Raw genomic sequence first — 23,160 nt, forward strand, 5'->3', positions numbered from 1 at the left:
GGAAGTTTAACCGCTCCATTTAAATTTAAACTTACCCTCTTATAAAGAACGAATTAAATGTCCAATGTCATTTGATATTTTCAATAAAGAGTGGATTTCCAACGCTATAGGCCCATCTGAAGCAGCAATTACTCTCAATGACGACAACATCCTATCTCTATTATTTTTATATTCTATTGCCCCATTCAACTTATTAACTATTTTAAGCATCACATTTGCTCTTACGTCAATAAACTCTTGTAACTTAAGGTCAATTTCAGCTATTTTTTCTGAAGACATGCTTTTATTAATTAAAGCTAATTTTTCTTCACTGAAATTCAAACTTAAATTTAGATAGGCATAAGCTGAAGCATAATATAATTGGTATAACACACCTGCCATAAGCTTCGTTTCACTATCGCTGTATCTATAATCATTAATATCGATTGATAAATCTAACTCTTTACATAGACTTTTTAAAACCTGAATATCTTCAATACTATTTCCTAATGTTGCATAAATTTTTCTCTTTATCCTTTGATGCTCATAATATTGTAATTTTTTAGCAATAACCTGGTCATCAAATAAAGAGTCTTTTGGATCAAATCCTGCTTCTTTGGCTGCAACTGTATCTACTACAGCATTAAGCTCTTTAATATGAAAGTCTAGCCTCATGGTGAATATTTTATAAGCCAGATCTCTGGCTGCTTTACCATCTTGCTTCCCATCACCATCTACAGTTCCATCACCATCTACAGTTCCATCACCATCTACAGTTCCATCACCATCTACAGTTCCATCACCATCTACAATTCCATCACCATCTACAGTTCCATCACCATCTACAGTTCCATCACCATCTACAGTTCCATCACCATCTACAGTTCCATCACCATCTACAGTTTTATCACCATCTACAGTTTTATCACCATCTACAGTTTTATCACCATCTACAGTTTTATCACCATCTACAGTTTTATCACCATCTACAGTTTTATCACCATCTACAGTTTTATCACCATCTACAGTTTTATCACCATCTACAGTTTTATCACCATCTACAGTTTTATCACCATCTACAGTTTTATCACCATCTACAGTTTTATCACCATCTACAGTTTTATCACCATCTACAGTTTTATCACCATCTACAGTTTTATCACCATCTACAGTTTTATCACCATCTACAGTTTTATCACCTCCAACCAACAAACTAACATTATCTACTTTTATTGGTGTTAAAATGCCCCTTCTTAACTCTTCCCTAACTAATGGGGCGCGTCGTGGTATAACCACCTTATTTAAAGCAGAACCTCTTATTACTCCACCTCCTTTGGAAATTACACCATCTAAATGTTTCTTCCCTTGATGCCCACATCCTATCATCATTATGCTTATAGCACAACAAATTAATACAATAAATTTTTTCACTCACTTCTCCTTGAACATTAAAATAAATTTATAAATCAACTTGTAATTAATATAATTAATAAATCAACTTACAATTAAATCAATTTATAAATTGATTTATTATTAAAACAATTTACTTAATATTTATAATTTAATCTGTAACGATAATATAAGCTCATTTAAAAGTTTATTTTTCAAGTTATCTTTACAAAGATTTTTTAAAAACATTATCTTTTACTCAAATCTCTGCTATCTTGGAAAGAAATACAAATTAATATACAAATTGGTAGAACATTTAAAATTAATGGACTCTAAGTCTGGTGATGAATAATTAACATTTATAACTTTATCAGTACTTTTCATTAATGTTTATTTAAATAAACTTATTCAATAATAAGATATAACTTAAAAAACAATGCAATAGAAATACGCCTCTTCTACCAAGGATTAAATATCTTCGTCATCCACATTTCTTGTATTTCAAAACGCTATACTCCATTAGTTAGGAATTACAAACATCCTGCCAGTCTGGGCAGATTTTGTTTAATTAGTATAAAAAGAAATGTTTATACTAATTTGGAATATGACGAGAAAGTTATGGGCAATTTCAAACAATTTCAAACAAAAACAATTTTAAACAATGTCAGATAATTGAAATACAATTGGAAGATCTAAAACAGAGTTTGCCAAGGTTTCTAATTATATGGGTTTAATTATATGGAACTTTAGCATTTAAGAGATAGTAAGTACGTTCTAGAGATCTTGCGGGAATAGTTAGATTTTTGGTATCAAGATATATTACTTCATAAGTAAAATTACAATTTTAGCTCTACTAAATTAATACAACCATAACTCAAATCAATTAATAATAATTGATAATAAATCATAAAAATGCCAGTCTACGCACACTTAGAAACATAAACTGGCTAAAACAATTTACCCTGTATTTTACATTTTTTCTACATTTAAATCAAAAACTCTTGCCCTACAACTAAGGCAATTGTGGCCACAATTAAATGTGGTCAAACATTCTTATCTCCCCAAACTGCACCATCTGCTTTAATCTACCAACATAAAAGCAAATGTCCCCTTTTAAGCTTAGTAAGTTACGTGAAAAATAATAGTTAGGAGCACCATACACTGGTAACGCTAAAACTTCCGAACTACAAAGCTCTCCGCTTGTACCAATTATTGACATCAATCTCTCGCTCATTTTATCTGGATCATTCAAACTTGCCACTTCCCTTAGCCTATCTTTCAATATTTTTGCAATCAAAGCATGATAATTAATCAACATTTCTACCATAGACTTAACAACATCAAGCTTTTCTAAATCATCACTTTTTTGAAGCAGATCTAAATTAACTTGTCTAAAACCAAGTTGCATAACTTTGCGGACATTCGACGCACCATATAATAAATCTCTAACTAAATCCCGAGCAGCATCAATACGACTCCACCACATATTTTTAGCTGTTAATCTCTCTACTATACTTTTTAAGTCAAGAATAGCTTCCCTATCATAGTCTAGCGACATATAAAGATCATCTTTAACATACTGATTTTTTATATCTTTTGACCTAAGGGAAGTCCTATTATTGGGACCCACCATCTTATAAACCTCAAAGTGGGAATACCATTGGGAGCCATCAAAAAATGACCCAAATTTTTCATTATGCAATATGCCATCAGCAAAATCAGATCCGTCAAACTCTTTCATAAGCTTATCACGCTTAGAGTCCCATGTTGCATTAAAATCATCTATCATCGCCTTCAAGTCGGCATAAACTTCCCCTGCTGACCTTACTATTCTTAGATTTTCTAAATTTTCTTCTAGCAGCTGATACTCGTTATTGCCTTGGGTATAAACTTCATATGTTACTAAACCTGATGATTGATCCCCTGATGAATCTGACTGACTATTTGCTGGTAATGTACCTGTGGAACATCCAACAAATACACTTAAAACACTTGTAATAAGAAATACTATAAATATTTGCATTACTAAACATTCTCCTTTCTCACTTTATACCTTACAACAAAGCATGTACACCATAACACTGTACAATAAGCAATGTATAATTTTTATATAAAGCAATATTTTACTACTAATTGTGTATGTATATTATTAAACTAATTAGTAAGATAATACTATCTTAATCAACTTCAAATATCAATGCCTAACCTTTCTTCAATTTTTTTGTCACTCTTATCCTTGTATCAAACAAAAAACTTAAATCAAAATAAATGGCAAAATACTCTTAAATGATGCTCCTAATAGATACCTTAGATTAATAATCTTAAAAAAGATAAAGATATATGTAATACATACTCTCATCATAAACTTGTTCTCTACATTCCTTATTTTTCATGAGATTTCAAAAGAAATTACAAATTTGAATTTATAAAATTGAGTCACCACCTGATCCAGACTACTTATCTAAGAAATGTAGACCGGTATTTTTATTATCAACCTTTTTTAATTAACTACTTAAAGACAGTAAAATAAATCATAACACCTACTATTCTACATTTATTATTATAAATAATACATATTATATCTTTATATCTATTATTATATACGAATTATTATTAATTACCACAATTAATATCATTTTTTTCAAGATTTTTACTTACTATTTTATTTATTTCTATACTTAATTTTCATATTTTATCTGTAATTTATAAGTCCAATTAAACTATACAATAGTGAACTTTGATAAACTTCTCTTTAAAAACCTCAATAGCCACGCTGCCGCTTTTGGAATTTGCTGATTAGTCCACTACTTACACTCTACATACACATAAACTTAACAATAATTAAAATACTTATTTATTATTAAATAATTTATCTTTAAATTTATTCCCATATTACTAATAAAATATAGAAATAATTAAAGCAATATCATAATAAGTCAACACAATAAAAAACCAGTTTACGTCTTTAAATTAAATTTTAAAATACGTAAACTGAACCAGGTGGTGGCTTAACCTGTAATATTTATTATACATTAAATAATGTAAAATTTGCAACCTATCGTAATTAATATTAAATTAAAACTTACAACTAAATTTAAACAGCAGACTGCCTAACAAATACAAAAGCTTGATTGATTGTATCTTTAATAGTACTTCCCCCTCCCTTTGTGCAAGCATATTATCTAGCATAATATTAAAATACCATTTACAATATTATTTACAGTCAACCAAACACAAAAAATATAGCCTACACACTTATGTAGGCTTAATACTTAATTAATACTTAATATAATAAATTACTATTAACGTCTTGCTCACAAGCAACCGCAGGCTACTACAAATGCATAGATTATGACGCTGAGCTTACTTATTTATCAATGCTTTAACTTTATCTTGAATTTTGTAGCGCAAGCTTGTCAAATTCCTACCTACAACACAAATTGGATTATCAGCACATTTTTTCATTCGCATAGTAAGATCTTTACGGGAATCAATGATCGATTTTAATGCCTCTTTAATCTGTTCTTTGTCACTTAAAGCCGCTGCTTCCCTGATTGTATTTTGGAGTAGTCCTACCATCTTCTCCCTTTGTACAAGCACATCATCTAGCATAGCCTCAAGCTCACCTAAACCCTCTACATCTTGTACGTCTTTAGGCTTGATTAAATTGACATTACTTTCAATAAAACCCAAATCTATTCCAATTATCCCTAAAACCGCCAATAACTCAGCAGGAGTCCGCAAATTCACCTCGCTATTATCAGTCTTAGTTGTTAAACTCATTACTATTGCTTTCAAATTATCTAAAGTTTCAACATCTCGCTTTAAGCTAGTATGAACTTGCCTATATTGAGCTCTGGGAACATCAGCCCAAACTGTAGAAAAAATATTCTCAAATTTAGACTCATCAAATCCTTCAGGCTTATAACTTAATGAATCTTTAAACTTATTAAAGCTCTCAAGTAATGCCATATAAGCTTTCTCTGGTATTTTTACTTTATATTCTCCTGCTGGTGTTCTTGATTTATATTCCCCTGCTGGTGTTATTGATTCATCTTCTCCTGCTGGTGTTATTGATTCATCTTCTCCTGCTGGTGTTCTTGATTTATATTCTCCTGCTGGTGTTCTTGATTTATATTCTCCTGCTGGTGTTCTTGATTCATCTTCTCCTGCTAGCGTTATTGGGCCATCTTCCCTGCTCTTAGGTCCACATCCCAACACTAACCCCAACACATTGAGTATAAATATTGCCATACATATCTTTTTCATTAACATTTTCCTTTCTACTTTATTTTCGCATTACACACTACCCTTATATTATGCAGCATATAATACATCTTTATACTTATTATAATACAATAATAATACTATTAATTTAATATGTCTAATTATATTTCATTAATTAATCTCTTTGCCTAAATTTAATTGGCGCTCTACATCTTGACTTTGCTTCTCTTAAATTTTTCTTCCCTAAGCAACAAAAACAAAAATATAGCCTACACACTTATGTAGGCTTAATACTTAATTAATACTTAACATAATAAATTACTATTTAACGTATTACTCACAAGCAACCGCAGGCTACTTAACAAATATACAGGTTATGACAATGACTAGATCTATTTCTCTAACTATTCCTTCTTAGACCCTTTCTTCTTGGGACTTTTCTTCTTTAACTCTTCCTCTTTAATTCTTGCGCTAAGACGATCCTGTCTCTCCTGCTGTTCTACTAAATCATCAATCTTATTTTTAATTATATCTCTTAAGCCTAGCAAACTATCATGACCATTCTCAATTTTCTCCAAAATCTCTCCGTTCTTACCAAAAGTTAAATTTACGGCATCCCTAATTGATGCGACCTTTTTTAAACCTGATATATCCCTTATTTTCTCCTTTAATAGTTCTATCACATGTTCCCTTTTTAAATGTAAGTTACCCAAAGCAAGCCTAACAACATTAATTACCTCTATATTATTACTCTTCTGCAATATACTTAAGTTGGCATTACTTAAAATCTGACCATCCTCTTCCACAACATCACTAACGTAAATCCCACTATCTCTTAACCCTATCAATAACTTTTCAGCTGCTTCCTTATCAGCAGCAATACCAGTAGCTTTTAATGCCCTTACAACTTGTCTTACTCTCTCAATATGTATAATGCCATGCTTTAGGCCAATGTAAAAATAATCCTTTGAGTAATAATCATCACTTCTAAAGGACCGATTAAAGTCATTAAAAATGTCATCGAATGTGGACTTGTCAAATCCTTCAGGCTTAGAATTTATTGAATCTTTAAGCTTACCCAAGCTTTCAAGTAATGCAGCATAAGGTGTCTGTGGTAGTGGAACCTTGTATGGGCTTGGTTTTATTGGATCGGGCGTATTTAATTGATTCATCGTATGGATAATTTTTACTGCATGTAAATTGATTGGACTATTTGATGAAACTTTTGCACCTGCTGCACAGCTTAGCATCAATAACCCCAAAATACTAACTGCACATATTATCATACCTGTTCTTATCATATATTCTCCTTATCTTAAGTTATGTGTATCTTTCATGATTAACAATACATAGGAACTATGAATCTATGCAAAATCTATGTAAGACACAATACTTACCCGTAAGATTAATTAATAATATTGCCAATTAATAGTTTTGTTATTATTTTTATTAATAATAACAAAAAGACCAGCTTACGTCTTTAATTTACGTTTTAAAGTACGTAAGCTGGATCAGGTGGTGGCTTAACCTGTAATATTTATTATACTTAAATAATATTAAATCTGCAATCAAATTTAAATTTTAAATTAAATTGCATGCCACATTGCAGTTAAGCAGCTGCAGCTTGCATATGCATGCATTACCATGGTGCTGGCTTATGTAATAATTTATTGACTTGCTTCCTAATTGCATTTCTCAGGCCTTGTAAACCTAAAATTGGCTCACTAGTAGAATAAATTCTATCATAAATAAATCCAGGTTTATTAATAAACTTATTAATATGCAAACTCACTCCTAGAGCTGCTCCTTGCATAGTAGCTAATCCTGCTGCTCCTTGTAGCACTATCTTAACTTTCTCTATTATCTCATTACGTACCAATAACATACGATCTAGCATGTCTTTAAGCTCTGTAATGCCTGCTTCATTATCGACACTTTTAAGTAAAGTTAAATTGTCTTTACTTAAAATTTCATTCTCATCATTAAAAACTTGAATTACATATTGTATACTATTATTTAAATTACTTAACAAATCAGAAGCAGCACCCCAATTCACACCCTGTTTAAACACATCAGAAGCAAGATTCCAATTCTCACCCTTTTTAAACAAATCATAAGCAGCTATCAAATTTACACCCTCAGAAGCAGTATTCAAATCCACAGGTCTACCAGAACCTGCCAACATCTCTATTACCGCCCTTAAATGACCTAAAGTTTTAATATCTCGCTTTACGCTAGCATAAACATGCTCTGTTCTAGGACTAACTTGAGGGGGAGAATGCCAAAATTTGTTAAACATACTATAAAACTGAAATTCATCAAAACATTCAGGCTTATAACTTAATGACTCTTTAAGTCTCTCCAAACTTTCAAGTAATGCAGCATAAGCTTCCTCTGATAATATCATTGATTCTACTGGTAATATTCTTGGCTCTCCTGATAATATTGTTGATCTTTTTTGCAACATTTCTGAGCCGCCTTTCTTAATCTTAACTCCTAAGCCACGTAACTTTGATAATAAACCATTACCACTTGAAGAATTTTCTTTAAAAAATTCAGCACCAGATGGACACCCTAACAATAGTACGAAAGAACACAAAACACAGGCTATAATACATGTTTTTTTCATTAAAAAACTCCTTTTTTACATATACATACCACACGGCAATGTTATACCTAAACAGCATATAATATATTTCAATCATTATATTGCATTATTATTAATTAACATTATTAATATGTTATTTATTAACAGAATTTATTATTTTGTACTGTACTCTTTAGTTTACTTCTACCTTTCTTAATTTATCTTTATTAATTAATAATGCAATGGATTTAGTCCGGCATGCTAGCAGCTCATGCAACTTGCTACCTAGGCTATTGTAGGAAACTTAACATATAACTTAACACATATATTACAAATCAATATAATCTGCATTTAATATGATCTGCATTAAGCAGGGTGCATCACCTTAAGCAAAATAAATACACTATCATTCTGACCTTAAAACCTGCAATCTTAAATTATTAAATGTACTTTCAATCTTAGTTCGTAAATCTCTCAAGCTTCGTTTTGTGGCAGAATTAATGTTCTCTTTAAGATCGCCTTGAGCACTGGTAATCAAATTAAGCACAAGCAAAACCTTTGCATTATCACCTACCACTCTTACCGCCTCTTTTAACATACCTTTAGCCATATCTACTACAATATTTCTCAAACTAAGCATCTCATCTAAATCAGCCTTAAGCAAATTCATGCCCCTTAAATCATTGCTATGCCGCAGAACATCTAAATTGGCTTGACTTAAAATCCCTTCATTCTCATCCACAATTTCTCTGATGTACATCGCACTAGCCCTTAAACGATACAATAAACACAAAGCAAAAACTTTATCGGACTGACTGGCATTTGATGATGTTAAAGCATCTACCACGGTTTTTAAGTTTGTAATATCCGCAACTTCATGCTTTAGGCTAACATAAACATCACCCCTTGCCCTATCATCATTAAAATCCATCTTAAACTCATTAAATATACTACTCTTAAACTGATCCTTGATTGGCAAAAAAACATCACGGTTATAACTATAAGAAGCCTTAAGAGCTGATAAGCTTGTGTTTAATGCATCGTAAGATGCCACTACCTGTGGGTACCTTGCTCTAGGTGGGGGCGGTGTAGATGGTGCTCCGATATCTCCTGTAAATCTATGAGAACCAGATGCATTACCACCTGGAACTTTTCCACCCGCAAAACACCCCAACATTAATCCCAAGGTACCAAATAAGCAGATTAGCATAGATATTTTTTTCATCAATATTCTCCTTTCTCAGTCTCCCTACACACTTATGTAAGAAAGATTAAAATAATCTTTAACATAATTATTTTATACTAAATACATCTAAAATTCAGCAACTAAACATACCACTATGACATGGAATTAATAAGCTTAAGCTTATCTTTATTTTTACTATATCTCTCTTATCAAAACCTGCTGCTTCATCTAGTACTACTTAATATGACTTATTAATATAAGTCCCTCAAAACAACATCTTCTCTACTAGAAAATTAAATTTATTAAAATCATTATGTGAAAACAAATTTAACTCATAAACGCTTCTAGAATTTTCCGTTATAGCCAAATTGTAACTGTAGTCGAGGCTTGAACATCATATTCTCTATCTTATCAAGTATAACTTTTATGCTTTCGTCTCTCTTTCTCATAAAAACTTTTCTATTAATCAATCCATCTTTATCAATAATAGGCTTAAGCTTATCCTTAATTTTTACTATATCTTTCTTATCAAAACCTGCTGCTTCATCTAATATCTCTTGAATACTAATTATTAAATTACCCCTCAAAAACAACACCTTCTCTACCAGCAAACTAAGCTTATTAAGCTGCTCTTCAGATAACAAAAGCATTAAACATTTATTATTATCTATAGAACTTATAAATGACTGAACCGACTCCCCGCTAATCTTTAAAACTTTAAGCAAATTAAAAGCAGCTCTTTTATTATCCTCACCATCTGATTCTAATAAGTTCTTTACTATATCTCTCAATTTAGTAACATATGTTTCATTATAATCTAAACCAACATAAATGGGGGTCTTCTCCCACTCTTTTCCAAATTCCCTCTTCAATTGCTCATTATGTTCAAATGGAATCTCTTCATTAAACCGAGCTTCTTTTAATGCAAATGCCTGATTTTTAACACAATATTCACCCTTAAAATCCAAATAGCTCCCACGTAATATTAATTTTTCAACCTTATCAATTCGTTCATCTCGCCAATATCCCCCACATGGTCCTTTATTGCCTTTGACTATTTTAGAGCCCCAATATTTCTCGCGCAATCCTGCTGGCCCTTGTAACCCTCGCGAACCAGGTGCTCCTGCAGATCCTGCTGGTCCAGGTGCTCCTGCTGGCCCATTACAATTTAAAAAGACCAAAAAGCTTAAAATACACATTACCACACATGTTCTTATCATGAAATGAATCATGGCTCTTCTCCTTTTCCCCTACACACTTATGTAGAAAACCCAACATAATATTCTCCATAAATATATCTAAACTTCACCCAGCACATACACTAGGCAGCGAATCTACTCCTCTGTGTTACGTTTTCAAGATTTTATATTTGAACAAACTTCAGTCTTAATGGCATCTCTTAAGCCTTTCAAGCTTCTCTCAGACTGACTAGCATTTATTTCCTCATAAATAATTTTGCATTCAATAAAAACCAACATCAAATGATCTTGCATCTCCCCCATGTATTTTAACTGTAGTATTACAGGATAAACTCTTCCATCTCCTCTCTCACCCCTATCTCCGTTATTCCCGTATTTTCTTCTGGCCAGCCCTTTCAGTCCTTGTGGACCTACTGGTACGCACCCATGGACCACTACATCCCACCTATCATAAGCTCCAAAGCAATTATAATGCACATTACCATGTAGTCTTTCCATTAAATATCCCCTTTTGACATAACACAAAAATATTCTCAGACTATAAAAAACATAATATTTATTCATATTAATCATAATAATTAATACTATATTAATCAGAATTTTTACTTAACTACTTTATTGTTCTTGTTTCTTTAACCCTAATTAGCAATATTTACTTTAAAAACCTACACAAACTTAATAATGCACATTAAGTAATATTTTTGATATTTATTATGTTTAAATATATAGATCTTAAACCGTGCATCACTAAGACAATAATGCTTGCTTTAATTCATCAATTTTTCTTGCGGCTGCATTATACTAGGCTACAGAAATCTAGACCATATTAAAGTTTTTTCAATTATCCTATTTATTGAATCGCATAAACTTTGTAAGCTTTTGTTACCACTTTTTTTAGCAATTTTATTATGGATCCGCCCGCCTTTAGCAGTAATAAGCTTAAGCTTACCTTTAATTTTTACTATATCTTTCTTATCAAAACCTGCTGCTTCATCTAGCACTGCTTGAATATGCCCTATCAAATCTCCCCTTACAAATAACATATTGCTTATAAGCAAACTAAGTTTATTAACATCCCCTTCAGTCAACAAAAGCAGCCCACATGCATTATTATCTACAGCTATTATAACTGACCGAACTAACCCCCCACTAAGCTTTAAAACTTTAAGTAAATTAAAAGCAGATTCTATATTATCATCACCACCTACTTCTAATAAAGTATCTATTATGTATTTTAATTTCATAACATACATCTCATTATGATCTAAACTAGCATAAATATCGGTCTTTTTTAAATCACCCTCAAATTCTTTTTTAAATTTTTCATTATATTCAAATGGAATATCTTTATTAAACTTAGCTTCTTGCAACTCAAATTCCCGCTTGTTTGCCCAATATGCACTTATAAGATTGAAGTGACTCCCATTTAGTAGCAATTCAATCTTATAAAATTGTTTATCTGACAACTGTCCCCCGCATAGCCCTCGCTCACCTCTAGGCCCTCTAGACCCAGGTGGTCCAGATGCTCCTGATGGCCCTGCTGGTCCTCGTGCTCCTGCTGGCCCAGTACAATTTAAAAAACCCAAAAAACTTGAAATACACATTACCATACACATTATTGTCATGAAATAAATCATTAGCCTTCTCCTTTCCCCTACACATCTATGTATAAACTATCTAGAAACCCAACGTGATATCTAATAAATCATCTAGCTTCACCCAACATACATACTATGAGCACCATAGGTAACACCCATATTATGTATTTTTCATTGTTGCAACAATCGATTAACTTCAATCCTAATATCATCTTTTAATTTTTCTAAGCTTACTGCAATTTGCATACTCTCAATATCCCCATTAATATCTCCTCGTAAATTAGTAATCGACTGCAAATGAGATCGAATCTTTGCTGGCTCACTCTTACGATTTGCCGAATCTATTACTTGTAGAGGCCTGCTAACAAAATCCTGTCTCTAAAAAAACATGGTAGACAAAAGAGCGCTAAGATTCTCAAGTTTAGAGTCCTCACATTTACTCAAAATTGCACCACTTAAATCTTATCTGAGGTTACATTATTTACAACATCATCAACATACTTCCCAAGATTCTTTAAGTTACCAACAAGTTCTTAGCAACACGAATATTATCATCAGAAAGGGAAGCAGTTAATAATTTATCTATTATAGCTTCTAATTTAGTATCAGAAATCTGCTCATAATTTATACCAGAGCATAAAGATAATCCTTTTTCTCATCACTATCAAATTCTTGTCCAAATATAACACTACCATTAGCATCTAACTCGTCAAATGCAATACCCACTCGTTGTAAGTCAAATACATTTCGGCAAGCAGAATATGCAAGGCGAATACGATTGTATCTTGTATTTAGCCGTGCAGAATAAACTAGTCCTGGGACCCCATCTAATTCCGACATTCCTGGGAACCCGTGCTTACCCCCGTCTAATCCCCTTGGGCTCCCTTCTGGTCCTCGTGCTCCTGCTGGTCCTTGCGGTCCCATTTTGGACCACTACATCTGTTTAAATATATCTAGATCTCAAGCCATGTACCACTAAGGCAATAATGCTTGCTTTAATTCATCAATTTTTCTTATGGTTGCATCTCTTAAACCTTGCAAGCTATTATCCCCTGTATAAATCTTTTTATAAATTTTGCTTCGAGTTTGAACAATTACATCTAATTTAACTCGAATATCTGCAATAGCAAGGGGCATTAAAGACAATTCTGCGTTTATTAATGCCTCTTTAATACCCTTTATCACACTTTCTCTTTTTCTTAACATCATCATTAACATAGCATTAATTTCACTAACATCTATTACATTATCGCCTCTCTTCAGTTTATCCAAATTGACATCATTGCAAATCGTATCTTTTTCATTTATAACTTCACGAACGTACTGCGCACTACTTCTTAAAGCCAATAACAAATTCTTAGCAACTTCTTTACTAACATCATCAACATCACCCATTAATGCAGTGACGAGTTTTTTTACTACCTCAATATCCACAATGCTATACCCTAGGCCAGCATAAACGTTGTTTCTCTGCTCCCCTGTCTTAAATTCATCCCCAAATTCAATACTGTTAAATGGAATTTCTTTATCAAAATCAGCTTCTCTTAACTTGAATGCATTATAATTAGCATCATATACTTTTACAAGATTTAAATAATTTGCCTTTAGCAAATCAACATCACTTCGTCCATCATGTCCTGGAAGCCCATTGCGGCCATTATGTCCTTTATCTCCGTCTGCTCCAGGTCGCCCAACTCGAAAAACACACCCTACAAGTCCTAAGGCAATTAAGATACATATTGCCATACATATTCTTTTCATAAAAACTCCTCAGATTCTTTATCTTCCCCTCATGCACTACTAAGGCACTAATACTTGCTTTAATTTATTAATTTTTCCTGTGATTGCATCTCTTAAACCTTGCAAACTATCATCCCCTGTATAAATCTTTTTATAAATTCTTCCCTGGTTTTGAATAATTACATTTAATTTATCTCGAATATCTGCAACATTAAGAGGCATTAAAGACGATTCTGTGTTTCTTAATGCCTTTTTAAGATCGTCTAGAACACTTTCCCTTTGTCTAAAGATATTCATAACCATAATATTAAGTTCAGTAATAATGGATCCATTATGTTCATGAAACTTAGCTAAACCAGTACCGGATAAAAATAAATTTATAACCTCATTGACATATTGTGCACTATTCTTTAAAGCCACTAGCAACTTCTTAGCAACATCCCTATCAAGATTATTAGCAGAAGAAGCATTTATTAATTTCTCTAAGATTCGTTCTACTATACCAATACTTAACTCGTCATGCTTTAAACCAGCATAAACGTAATCCTTTTCCTCTCTTGCATTAAATTCATTCTGAAAGGCAGCATGTCTAAACGGAATACTTTTATCAAAACCTGCTCTTTTTGTCTTGAACACCTCATTGTTACAAGCATAAGAAGCTTTAAGAAGCAATACATTTGCCTCTAATAATTCAATATCACCTCGTATACCTTGGCCATCTTTCCCATCTTTTCCATCAGACCCTCTAGCTCCATGCGGTCCTATTGGACCAATACACCCTACAAGCCCTAAGGCAATTAAGATGCATATTACCATACATATTTTTTTCATTAATCTTCCCCTTTTTCTTTATTTTCCCTCATACATTCTCATGGCACTAATGCTCGCTTTAATTCATTAATTTTTTCTTCAATTGCATTCTTCAAGCTTCTCAAAGTCATATTAGTCCCATAAATTTTTGCACGAACTTTTCCTCCTGCCAAAATCATTGGATTTAATATAGCTCGAACTCCTAAAAAATCTATAATATTTGGACTTAGGAATGGTTCTGCACTTTTTAGCTTCTCTTTAACATCATCTATCACACTTTCTCTTAGTCTTAACATCATCATTAACATAACATTAATCTCACTAATACCTGCTACATCATTACTCTGCTGCAATGTAGCTAACTCAGCCTCTAACAAAGAGATAACCTGCCTTACAAACCAAGAGCTGTCACTTAAAATTGGCAACAAAGACAGAGCATCAGATTGCAACGTACCATCAACTTGACCACGAAGAGAACCAACTGCAAAGTCCTTTATAATTTGTTCTACTATTTTAATATCTGCAATATCATATTTTAAGCTAGCATAAAAGTCATTTCTTTTATTATCTGGATTGTCTAGCTTAAATCTATTCCCAAACATATTATGCTCAAATAAAACTTTAGTATTGATATTACCTTTTTGTAAATCAAATCCCTCAACGTTAGCATTATATGAACGTTTAAGCTCCAATAAGCTCATCCTTAGTATTGCAATATCACCTCGTACGACTTTCTTTCCCAGCTCTCCTGTGTGCCCGTCAATTCCTGCTGGCCCAGACACCCCGACTGGCCCTCGGGGGCCTAAACACCCTACAAACCATAAGGCATTTAATATGCACATTACCATATATATTCTTTCCATTAATCGCCCCTATTATCTCTATTTTTCTTCATAAACCACTATGGCACTAATGCTTGTCTTAATTTATTAATTTTATCTTCAATTATCCCTCTCAGACTTTGCAAGTCCCTATTGGTCCCCAAAATTTTTCCAGAAATTTTTTCACGAACTTTTCCCCCTAACCTAGTAATTGGACTTAATGCAACTCGAATGCCTGTAATATTAATAGGATTTGAACTTAAATGCAGTTTTGCCTTTGTCAGTATCTCTTTAACATCATCTATTACACTTTCTCTTTGTCTTAACATCATCATTAATATAACATTAATTTCACTAATACCTGCTACATCATTACTCTGATACAATGTAATTAATTCAGTCTCTAACAAAGAGATAACCTCACTAACACATCGCCCACTCATACTTAAAGTTGCCAATAATAACAAAGCATCAGATTGAACCATATTATCAGAACTATTTGCTAATTCTTTTATAAGCCGTTCTACTACTTTAATATCTACAATGTCATGCTTTAGGCTAGCATAAAAGTCATTTCTTTCATTGTCTTGATTGTCTAACTTAAATTTATCCCCAAATACACTATGCTCAAATAAAACCTTAGTATCAATATTACCTTTTTGTAAATCAAATCCCTCAACGTTAGCATTATATGAATGCTTAAGCTTCGATAAATTCATCCTTAATATTGCAATATCACCTCGTCCAGCTTTCTTGCCTGGCTCTTCTACATTCCCTTCAGTTCCTGCTGACCCGGATGTCTCCCCGCTGGCCCCGTTTGAACAGAACACATTACAAACCACAAGGTACTTAAGATACACATTACCATACATATTCTTTTCATTAATCTCCCTTCTGTCTTTATTTCCTCTTACATAACATAAAATACACACTATAGAAAGCATTTACATACTACTATCTACATTAGATAGAACATCTATGCTATATAAGAAACAATATATATTTATACTAAATATAATAACATAATATTATTAATAATAATAATCAATATCGTATTAATATATTTATGTATTATGCTATCTTGCTCTAACTTGATCTAATGCCTGTGCATGCCTTTTTATCAATCTAACAATATAATAAATACGATCAATAAATACAAAATATCCAAATTAAACTACAGGGTAAAAAACAATATGATATATTTCTTTGCTAACTAATCAAATATTAAATCTAAATATTAAATTTAATATTTAATCTCAAAAGGCACAAAATACTCCACCTATAATTTAGCAGCTTTGAAACTAAATTATAGGTGGGGACGGATTTGCTCCAATGCCATGCTACAACACATAGATAAATACAATAATGAAAAGACATTATCTCTCCAGCAACTTGCACAATGTTTGTGGCAATAAAATATAAATCTAAAATAAGTAATGTGAAATGAACTTGTGGCAACTGCTCATTATGCATGATAAAAATATAAATGCAACGCTTAATTTAAGGATTATTAACCATAGAATAAGAAAAAAAACTAAGATAAAACGACCTGAAGTTAAGCCTGTGGATCACGTTCTAGTGGATTTGGCGTTCTTAGAACTTAAAATCTATATGGGATTACAAGAAACTAATTCTATCAAAAGACCATAGAAGTAGTAGCTCACTTGCCATAGCTAATATAGTATAAACTTCAAACTTTACATATCAGATACCAGATGAATAAAACATTTACCCGCAAGTAATATTTATGCGGCTTGCAAAAAATAGGGCCCACAACTGGCCCTAACTAAACTCTATCTTTAATGGGCATTAACGGCTTTCCGTATTGCTATCTTTAATGACATCATAGCTAAAATTCCAATCTGGATCTCTGTTTTATGCTCAACAATCCCATTAAGCTTGTCTGTCACAAATTTAGCATCGGTACTTGCTGCTGCTAATATTATTTGCTCTTTAAGTTTACTTATCACGCTTTCTCTTGTTGAAATGAATTGCTCCAAATTAGCATAAACGTTAAGCATAGCATTCATACCCTTACTTTTAATTTTGGCTAAACCGTCCTCATCCAAGATCTCACTTAAGACTTGTTCGGTAAATTCCGTAATTTCACGGCAATCCCTAAACAACTTATAAAGAACAAAATTATATGTATTCTTATCAGGATCAACTAACAAATCTAATATATTATCTAATGCCTCAAGAGCCTTAACGTCGTGTCCTAAGGCAGCAAAAACCTCATCCTTTTTATAAGGATCCTCAAATACTGGTGAGACTATATCATAAAGAATACCATATAAATACTTCTCTTCGGCAAATGCATCATGTTCCCCACTAAGCTTAGCCTCGTACTTAACTACTCTATCTGACAATAGCTTGTAAGCTTGCTCTGCTGTCTCTATCTTAACAATTTTTACGTCATCTTCCGGGGAAGGGGGCTCCCTATTAACTATCCCTTGAACATCATCTCCTTTCTCCCCCTTTGTAAGAGATGGTACTGGTGGTGGCAGATGAACATTCCTTCGGGGTGGTGTAACCACTCTGCTCCTTGAACGTGGCTGGACCACTTCTAATTGAGCCGCATCTCTTTTTTTACCCGGCTGATTATCCACTTCTTGTTTACAAGACAAAATACTTAATACACATAACATATACAATACGCATAATGTAAATAACAAAACACCGATTCTTTTCATGTAATTCTCCTTTTTTACCATACAGCAATGCCATATAGTTAATACGTTTTATATTAATCAATATAGAGCATAATCACAGTTGTACAATAAATTTAACGTTTAACAATTTAAATATTTATAGATTCTAAAAATTAATATAGACAACAATATAAGCCTAAAAAATAAACAATAAATCCTTTTTAATATATATTTAACATAATTAATTGTTATTTAAAAAAATTGCATATCTTTGCATTTAAAACAAAGTATCAATATTATTAATTAAATTTAATTACCCAGATCCCAATGCACCTCTTCTGCTTAATTAGATTAAAGGGACATTAAAAAAGAGAACAAGAGGAAAGGAACTAAGCCCCATTCAAATAAACTACTTAACTAAATATGCTATGCGAGCTACCATTCCTATAATAGAGTAAGATGCACGCTGAATCTCTCTATCAGAACCGCTCTTTAACCCAATAGTTTTCTTAAGCCCATCTAACATATCTCCCTTATCTTTTAATGATAATGATGTTATTTGGTCTTGAATTATCTTTACTACCCTGTCTCTCTCTTGCATAAATTTTTCTAAAAAAGCATTAATTGCAATAATATCCTCTACACTCTTGCTAGTCTTAATTCGCTCAAGGTTAGTACTACTTAAATGAGTATTGACAAGTTTTCTGGTGTAATCTGAAATATTTAATAAGAGATTAAATAGATGGGCGGCAACTTTTGTATCGCCATAGGTATACAAAACAGGCTCTTTTAAATCTAAGTTATTAAGTATCCTTTCCAAACTTACAATAACTGCCACATCACTTCCCAAGGCAGCATAAATGTCTGCCTGTTGCTCTGGAGCAGTAAAGATCGGGGATATCTTTTTGAAGGGAATACTTAATGAATAATACCTTGGATCAAATTGATTACGCTCATTTACAAGTTTCGACTTATACTTTGTTACTCTAGCCTCAAATTCAGCACAAACCTCTCGTGCTGTTTTTCTTGGCACTTGTAATCTCTCGTCTACATCAACCTCTAAGCGCGACTCATCCTTCTTGCCTTGAACTCTCTCATCTTTAACCTTTTTGTCCATACCCGAAGGTTTCACCGCATCCCCACTCCTTAAATGAACTTTTGACTTATCTACAACTGAAGGTTTTTTATTCTCTATATCTGCTTGGCTTAAGCTTAAGTTACCTTCTGATTGATGCGCAATTGGAAGCTCCGTAACAATTCCGTCTGTCAACTCACCCTGCTTACAGAACATCATACCAAAGGCACATAAAAATGTTATACCCAACTTTCGCATAAATATCTCTCCTTTTTTAAAACATTTACATAATTTAATATTTAGTATCCAATGTAACGCAATATAATGATATTTACATGATATTTACCGAATGATTTATGTAAAAATATAAAAAAATTTAATTTTTCACTTAGGACAAAAAATGTGAGAAAAAATAGTACACAATAAAATCAAAATATAATATAGACAAAATAATACAGACAAATAAAATATCAATTACTATGAATAAAAAAATGAGAGTTAAAAATTAACTCTCACACATTTAACTAATAAACTAATTAATTTACTGAACTAATTTCTTCATTTGATCCCCCAGGTCCACAATCAAATAAGATACGCTCTGAATTTCTTTGCTAGCATTATCCCCTAAGCCAACAGTTCTCCTCAGTCCCTCTAACATATCTTCCTTATCTTTTGATGCTAATAATGTTATTTGGTCTTGAATTGTCTTTACCGCTCTATCTTTCTCGATAACAAATCTTTCTAAAAGAGCATTAATTGCAATAACATCCCCTACACTCTTGCCAGCCTTAATTCGCTCGAGGTTTGAAGTGCTTAAATAAGTATCCATAAATCTTCTGGTGTAATGGCCAACCTGCCATACTAGCATTAATAAGTTATTAGCAAGTTTTACATCAACATTACGTGAAGAATCGGAATCTTTTTGTAAGTCTAACTTCTTTAGTAATACTTCCAAACTTCTAATAACTTCAACGTCATGACCTAAGGCATCATAAATATCTGACTGTTGATCTAGAGAAGTAAATCTCAAGTCTACATCCTTGAAAGGCACATGTAATGAATGATGGTTTGGATCAAATTGAATACGTTCACTTACAAAGTCTGATCTATGTCTAGCCACGCTCCCTGAAAGTTTAATATAATTCTCTTCTACTACTGACTCTTCTACTGGTTTTTCTGGGTCTTTTTTTGGAAGGTTTTTTGGGTCATCGCTTTTTGGACCTTTTTCTAAAACCCTTGGGATATCTTTTACAATACGCTTTAGCTCACTATTCTGGACTTCAGCTTCCCCTTTTACTTCACTTGGCACCAAATAAGTTCTTATAATACTCCTCAACTGTCCTGCAGCTTCACTCTGATTGAAAGCTACTAAATCATCTTGTCTACAAGACATAGCACTTAAGAAACACAGCACATAAAATCCCATACTAAATCTTTTCATATATCTCTCCTCTTTAAAATTACACGTCATATAATAATGACTATTATATGACATATAATAACATAACAACCTTAATATTACGCAAAACAAACATCCACAATGCTTATCTCATGCCAAATTACAATAAAATCTTGAATTATTTGTCTAAAATCAACAATATAAATTGTTATATCTCTTTGCAGGAGTTGCTCTTCATATCAATAGTTTTAGTAAGTTCCTCAAAAGCATTCTCTTCCTTACTTCAAGCTAATATATGCCTTAGTTTTAAATTGCACTCTCTACTTATACCTCTCTATTGCAAAATACACTGCTCATATCTCCCCCACTCTGGCTCTCTTGCACTTAAGAACAAGTGTAAAAATTCCTTTCCATTAACCAAGACTCCAAATTGTAACTGCAATTATACCCATTAAGCTAACTGCCCGACCAATTTCTCCCTCATTATCAACAATTTCCTTTATTCCTGATAACACGGATTCTCTAGTAATTCTTGATTCTAAGGATGCTAACTGCGATTTAATTCCAGATATGCACTTTTTTCTTATATCAATAAATTCCTCTAGATGGGCATAAATCTCAGTAATCCTTGCTTCATCCTTGTTAGATTTAATTTGAATTAGGTTTTCATCACTCAAATAATAATTCACAACTGTTCTGGCATAATCAACAATTTTATTTAAAATTGTCAATAAACTATGAGCAATATCTATATCGGTATTGATGAAATGGGGACTATTTAAATCCAATTTATTAAATAATATTCCCAATTGTTTAATAGCCTCAACATCATACCCCAAGCCCGCATAAACCTTATCTTGTTTATCTGAAACAGTCAAGTCTGGTGAGATTTGCTTGAAAGGAATATTAAATAAAAGTTCGCCTAGATTAAAGTGATTGCATGCATCTTCAAGCTCCTCTCTGTAAGCAATGACTCTTGTCTTTAATGCGTAGTAAGCTCGATCTTTAGCGCTTATATTAAATAATTGCTGTACATCACTACCTTTTACATTAAATGGCTTCCCAATTGGTCCGCTATTTGCATTTCCTTCTAAATTACAAGCCGCAACATCCATAATTAAATCAGCTCTTTTCATATACTTATCCCTATTATAGTTTATTTATTATATAGTATTAACTACTACATAATAAATAATACATATTTATACTAAAAATAAAATACCAACAATTAAATTTATCCATAATTTCAATAAAATTTAATAAAATCTTTTAAAAACCCTTTTTTAGGCATAACTACACCACAAAAGAGCAAAGTAAATGGACGGGCCATTTACTTTTTACTTACTCTAAATTTTTAACTGCATTTGTAATTGCCATGCTAAATTCTCTTAAAGCACTAACTTTATAATTAACATCTTTAGCATTAACAAAATCTTTATTTAACACATCTATTATTGCCTCTTCATCAGTCACTGATTCTACAGATTCTACACTATCCCTAATCTTGCTTATTAAGTAGTCTCTAATCTTCATAATGTTATCCAAAGAATCAACAATAAGATCAATATCATCTTTTTTCTTGTGATTCCTAATTTTTTCCAAGACTTCATCACTAAAATGATTTAGGGCTTCTTTTAGTCGATGTGACAAATTACTTAAAACGGATAACACGCCATGAGACGCCTTTGTTCTCCTACTAGAAGAAGGTGGGCTAATTAAATTTAATCTATCAAATATCCCGCCTAATTTCTCAATAAGCTCAGCATCATGTCCCAAGCCTGCATAAACTTCATCCTGTTTATCTTTGGAATTAAAGTCTGATGCAATTTTACTGAAAGGAATATCAAATGACAGGTTAGTTAAATTAAATTGACTAAGTTCATTTTCAAGTTTTTCTTTTGAAGTTTGTATCCTCTCTAAAAGTTTAGGATAAGACGTATTTTCTGCCTTACTACCATCTACACCACTAGCATCATTTTGACTGATATCCAATCCGATGTTTTTATGCTCACCTTCACCCTCGCCTTTATTTTTAATTTCAATTTTACCCTCTCTTTCATCTCTATTCCTATCCCCATCTACTCCGTCTTCTGGTCTTAATTGCATACCTGATGAAATTCCTTCCTGCTCACTGCCCCTTAGTTCCTGCAAGTCTTCATCCCGTAAATCTGCATTTGCAAGTGCCAAGCTATTAATTTTTGCTTGATTTGTACCCACATAATGTAAGTCATTAGCTTCATCCTGCTGACGCCCCTCTGCTCCCATTTTGTATTCGTCTTCTAAAGCCCAATATCTACAAGAACTCATACCCAATGCACATAATAAATAAAATACTAAACCTACTATTTTCATAAACTTCTCCTCTTTCAAGCTTAAATGCCCAACAATTCAATATTTATTTATACTGAATACATCTTAGTATACAATATTATGTAATATAATTATATGCATAAAATAGGATGCTAAAATACATTCAATATCTAAATATCTACTTAAACT

At 32.4% G+C, this 23,160-nt stretch carries 20 protein-coding genes; 1 reads left to right on the forward strand and 19 read right to left on the reverse strand.

Annotated elements, in window-relative coordinates; all coding sequences use genetic code 11:
- Positions 1-39 precede the first annotated feature (39 nt).
- The 14 genes from bhDAH_RS05920 to bhDAH_RS05980 all read right to left on the reverse strand — a co-directional run bounded on the left by bhDAH_RS05920 (position 40) and on the right by bhDAH_RS05980 (position 16,480).
- Positions 40-1,410: a hypothetical protein gene (locus bhDAH_RS05920; RefSeq protein WP_247098904.1), complete on the reverse strand. Its 1,371-nt coding sequence runs from the start codon at positions 1,408-1,410 to the stop codon at positions 40-42.
- A 991-nt stretch (positions 1,411-2,401) separates the two neighbouring features.
- Positions 2,402-3,391 carry a CRASP family complement regulator-acquiring lipoprotein gene (locus tag bhDAH_RS05925; protein WP_020732376.1) on the reverse strand — a complete coding sequence of 330 codons (990 nt, stop codon included), beginning with the start codon at positions 3,389-3,391 and terminating at the stop codon, positions 2,402-2,404.
- Positions 3,392-4,731: 1,340 nt separating this feature from the next.
- Positions 4,732-5,637, reverse strand: a complete 906-nt coding sequence (locus bhDAH_RS05930; RefSeq protein WP_062705837.1) for a hypothetical protein — start codon at positions 5,635-5,637, stop codon at positions 4,732-4,734.
- Between the two features lie 362 nt (positions 5,638-5,999).
- Complete coding sequence (locus tag bhDAH_RS05935) at positions 6,000-6,896, reverse strand: hypothetical protein (protein WP_062705840.1); 897 nt, start codon at positions 6,894-6,896, stop codon at positions 6,000-6,002.
- A gap of 338 nt (positions 6,897-7,234) precedes the next feature.
- Positions 7,235-8,224 carry a hypothetical protein gene (locus bhDAH_RS05940; protein WP_020732379.1) on the reverse strand — a complete coding sequence of 330 codons (990 nt, stop codon included), beginning with the start codon at positions 8,222-8,224 and terminating at the stop codon, positions 7,235-7,237.
- Between the two features lie 364 nt (positions 8,225-8,588).
- Positions 8,589-9,407, reverse strand: a complete 819-nt coding sequence (locus tag bhDAH_RS05945; RefSeq protein WP_020732380.1) for a hypothetical protein — start codon at positions 9,405-9,407, stop codon at positions 8,589-8,591.
- A 305-nt stretch (positions 9,408-9,712) separates the two neighbouring features.
- Complete coding sequence (locus bhDAH_RS05950) at positions 9,713-10,600, reverse strand: hypothetical protein (RefSeq protein ID WP_020732381.1); 888 nt, start codon at positions 10,598-10,600, stop codon at positions 9,713-9,715.
- A 123-nt stretch (positions 10,601-10,723) separates the two neighbouring features.
- Positions 10,724-11,065, reverse strand: coding sequence for a hypothetical protein (locus tag bhDAH_RS05955; RefSeq protein WP_020732382.1), 342 nt, complete (start codon positions 11,063-11,065; stop codon positions 10,724-10,726).
- 308 nt (positions 11,066-11,373) lie between these two features.
- A complete protein-coding gene (locus bhDAH_RS05960; RefSeq protein WP_020732383.1) occupies positions 11,374-12,204 on the reverse strand; it encodes a collagen-like triple helix repeat-containing protein in 831 nt (276 codons plus the stop codon).
- Between the two features lie 132 nt (positions 12,205-12,336).
- Positions 12,337-12,462 (reverse strand): hypothetical protein, encoded by a 126-nt coding sequence (locus tag bhDAH_RS07505; protein WP_257722529.1) that lies wholly within the window; start codon positions 12,460-12,462, stop codon positions 12,337-12,339.
- A 678-nt stretch (positions 12,463-13,140) separates the two neighbouring features.
- Entirely contained in the window at positions 13,141-13,926 is a 786-nt protein-coding gene (locus tag bhDAH_RS05965; RefSeq protein ID WP_020732385.1) for a hypothetical protein, read from the reverse strand.
- Between the two features lie 39 nt (positions 13,927-13,965).
- A complete protein-coding gene (locus bhDAH_RS05970; RefSeq protein ID WP_020732386.1) occupies positions 13,966-14,736 on the reverse strand; it encodes a hypothetical protein in 771 nt (256 codons plus the stop codon).
- 38 nt (positions 14,737-14,774) lie between these two features.
- On the reverse strand, positions 14,775-15,578 hold the full coding sequence (locus tag bhDAH_RS05975; RefSeq protein ID WP_020732387.1) for a hypothetical protein: 804 nt from the start codon (positions 15,576-15,578) through the stop codon (positions 14,775-14,777).
- Positions 15,579-15,616: 38 nt separating this feature from the next.
- Positions 15,617-16,480: a hypothetical protein gene (locus bhDAH_RS05980; RefSeq protein WP_020732388.1), complete on the reverse strand. Its 864-nt coding sequence runs from the start codon at positions 16,478-16,480 to the stop codon at positions 15,617-15,619.
- A 499-nt stretch (positions 16,481-16,979) separates the two neighbouring features.
- On the opposite strand from bhDAH_RS05980, the gene bhDAH_RS05985 reads away from it, so the two are divergent.
- A complete protein-coding gene (locus bhDAH_RS05985; protein ID WP_149029003.1) occupies positions 16,980-17,186 on the forward strand; it encodes a hypothetical protein in 207 nt (68 codons plus the stop codon).
- Positions 17,187-17,335: 149 nt separating this feature from the next.
- On the opposite strand, the gene bhDAH_RS05990 is transcribed toward bhDAH_RS05985, so the two are convergent.
- The 5 genes from bhDAH_RS05990 to bhDAH_RS06010 all read right to left on the reverse strand — a co-directional run bounded on the left by bhDAH_RS05990 (position 17,336) and on the right by bhDAH_RS06010 (position 23,013).
- On the reverse strand, positions 17,336-18,229 hold the full coding sequence (locus tag bhDAH_RS05990) for a hypothetical protein (RefSeq protein ID WP_020732391.1): 894 nt from the start codon (positions 18,227-18,229) through the stop codon (positions 17,336-17,338).
- A 367-nt stretch (positions 18,230-18,596) separates the two neighbouring features.
- Positions 18,597-19,520, reverse strand: a complete 924-nt coding sequence (locus bhDAH_RS05995; protein WP_020732392.1) for a hypothetical protein — start codon at positions 19,518-19,520, stop codon at positions 18,597-18,599.
- Positions 19,521-19,803: 283 nt separating this feature from the next.
- Positions 19,804-20,703 carry a hypothetical protein gene (locus bhDAH_RS06000; protein WP_020732393.1) on the reverse strand — a complete coding sequence of 300 codons (900 nt, stop codon included), beginning with the start codon at positions 20,701-20,703 and terminating at the stop codon, positions 19,804-19,806.
- 371 nt (positions 20,704-21,074) lie between these two features.
- On the reverse strand, positions 21,075-21,797 hold the full coding sequence (locus bhDAH_RS06005; RefSeq protein WP_020732394.1) for a hypothetical protein: 723 nt from the start codon (positions 21,795-21,797) through the stop codon (positions 21,075-21,077).
- A gap of 205 nt (positions 21,798-22,002) precedes the next feature.
- The gene (locus tag bhDAH_RS06010; protein WP_020732395.1) at positions 22,003-23,013 is read right to left on the reverse strand and encodes a hypothetical protein; all 1,011 of its coding nucleotides are present in this window, start codon (positions 23,011-23,013) and stop codon (positions 22,003-22,005) included.
- Positions 23,014-23,160 lie beyond the last annotated feature (147 nt).

This window comes from Borrelia hermsii DAH, assembly GCF_023035675.1.
GTDB classification, from domain to species: Bacteria; Spirochaetota; Spirochaetia; order Borreliales; family Borreliaceae; genus Borrelia; species Borrelia hermsii.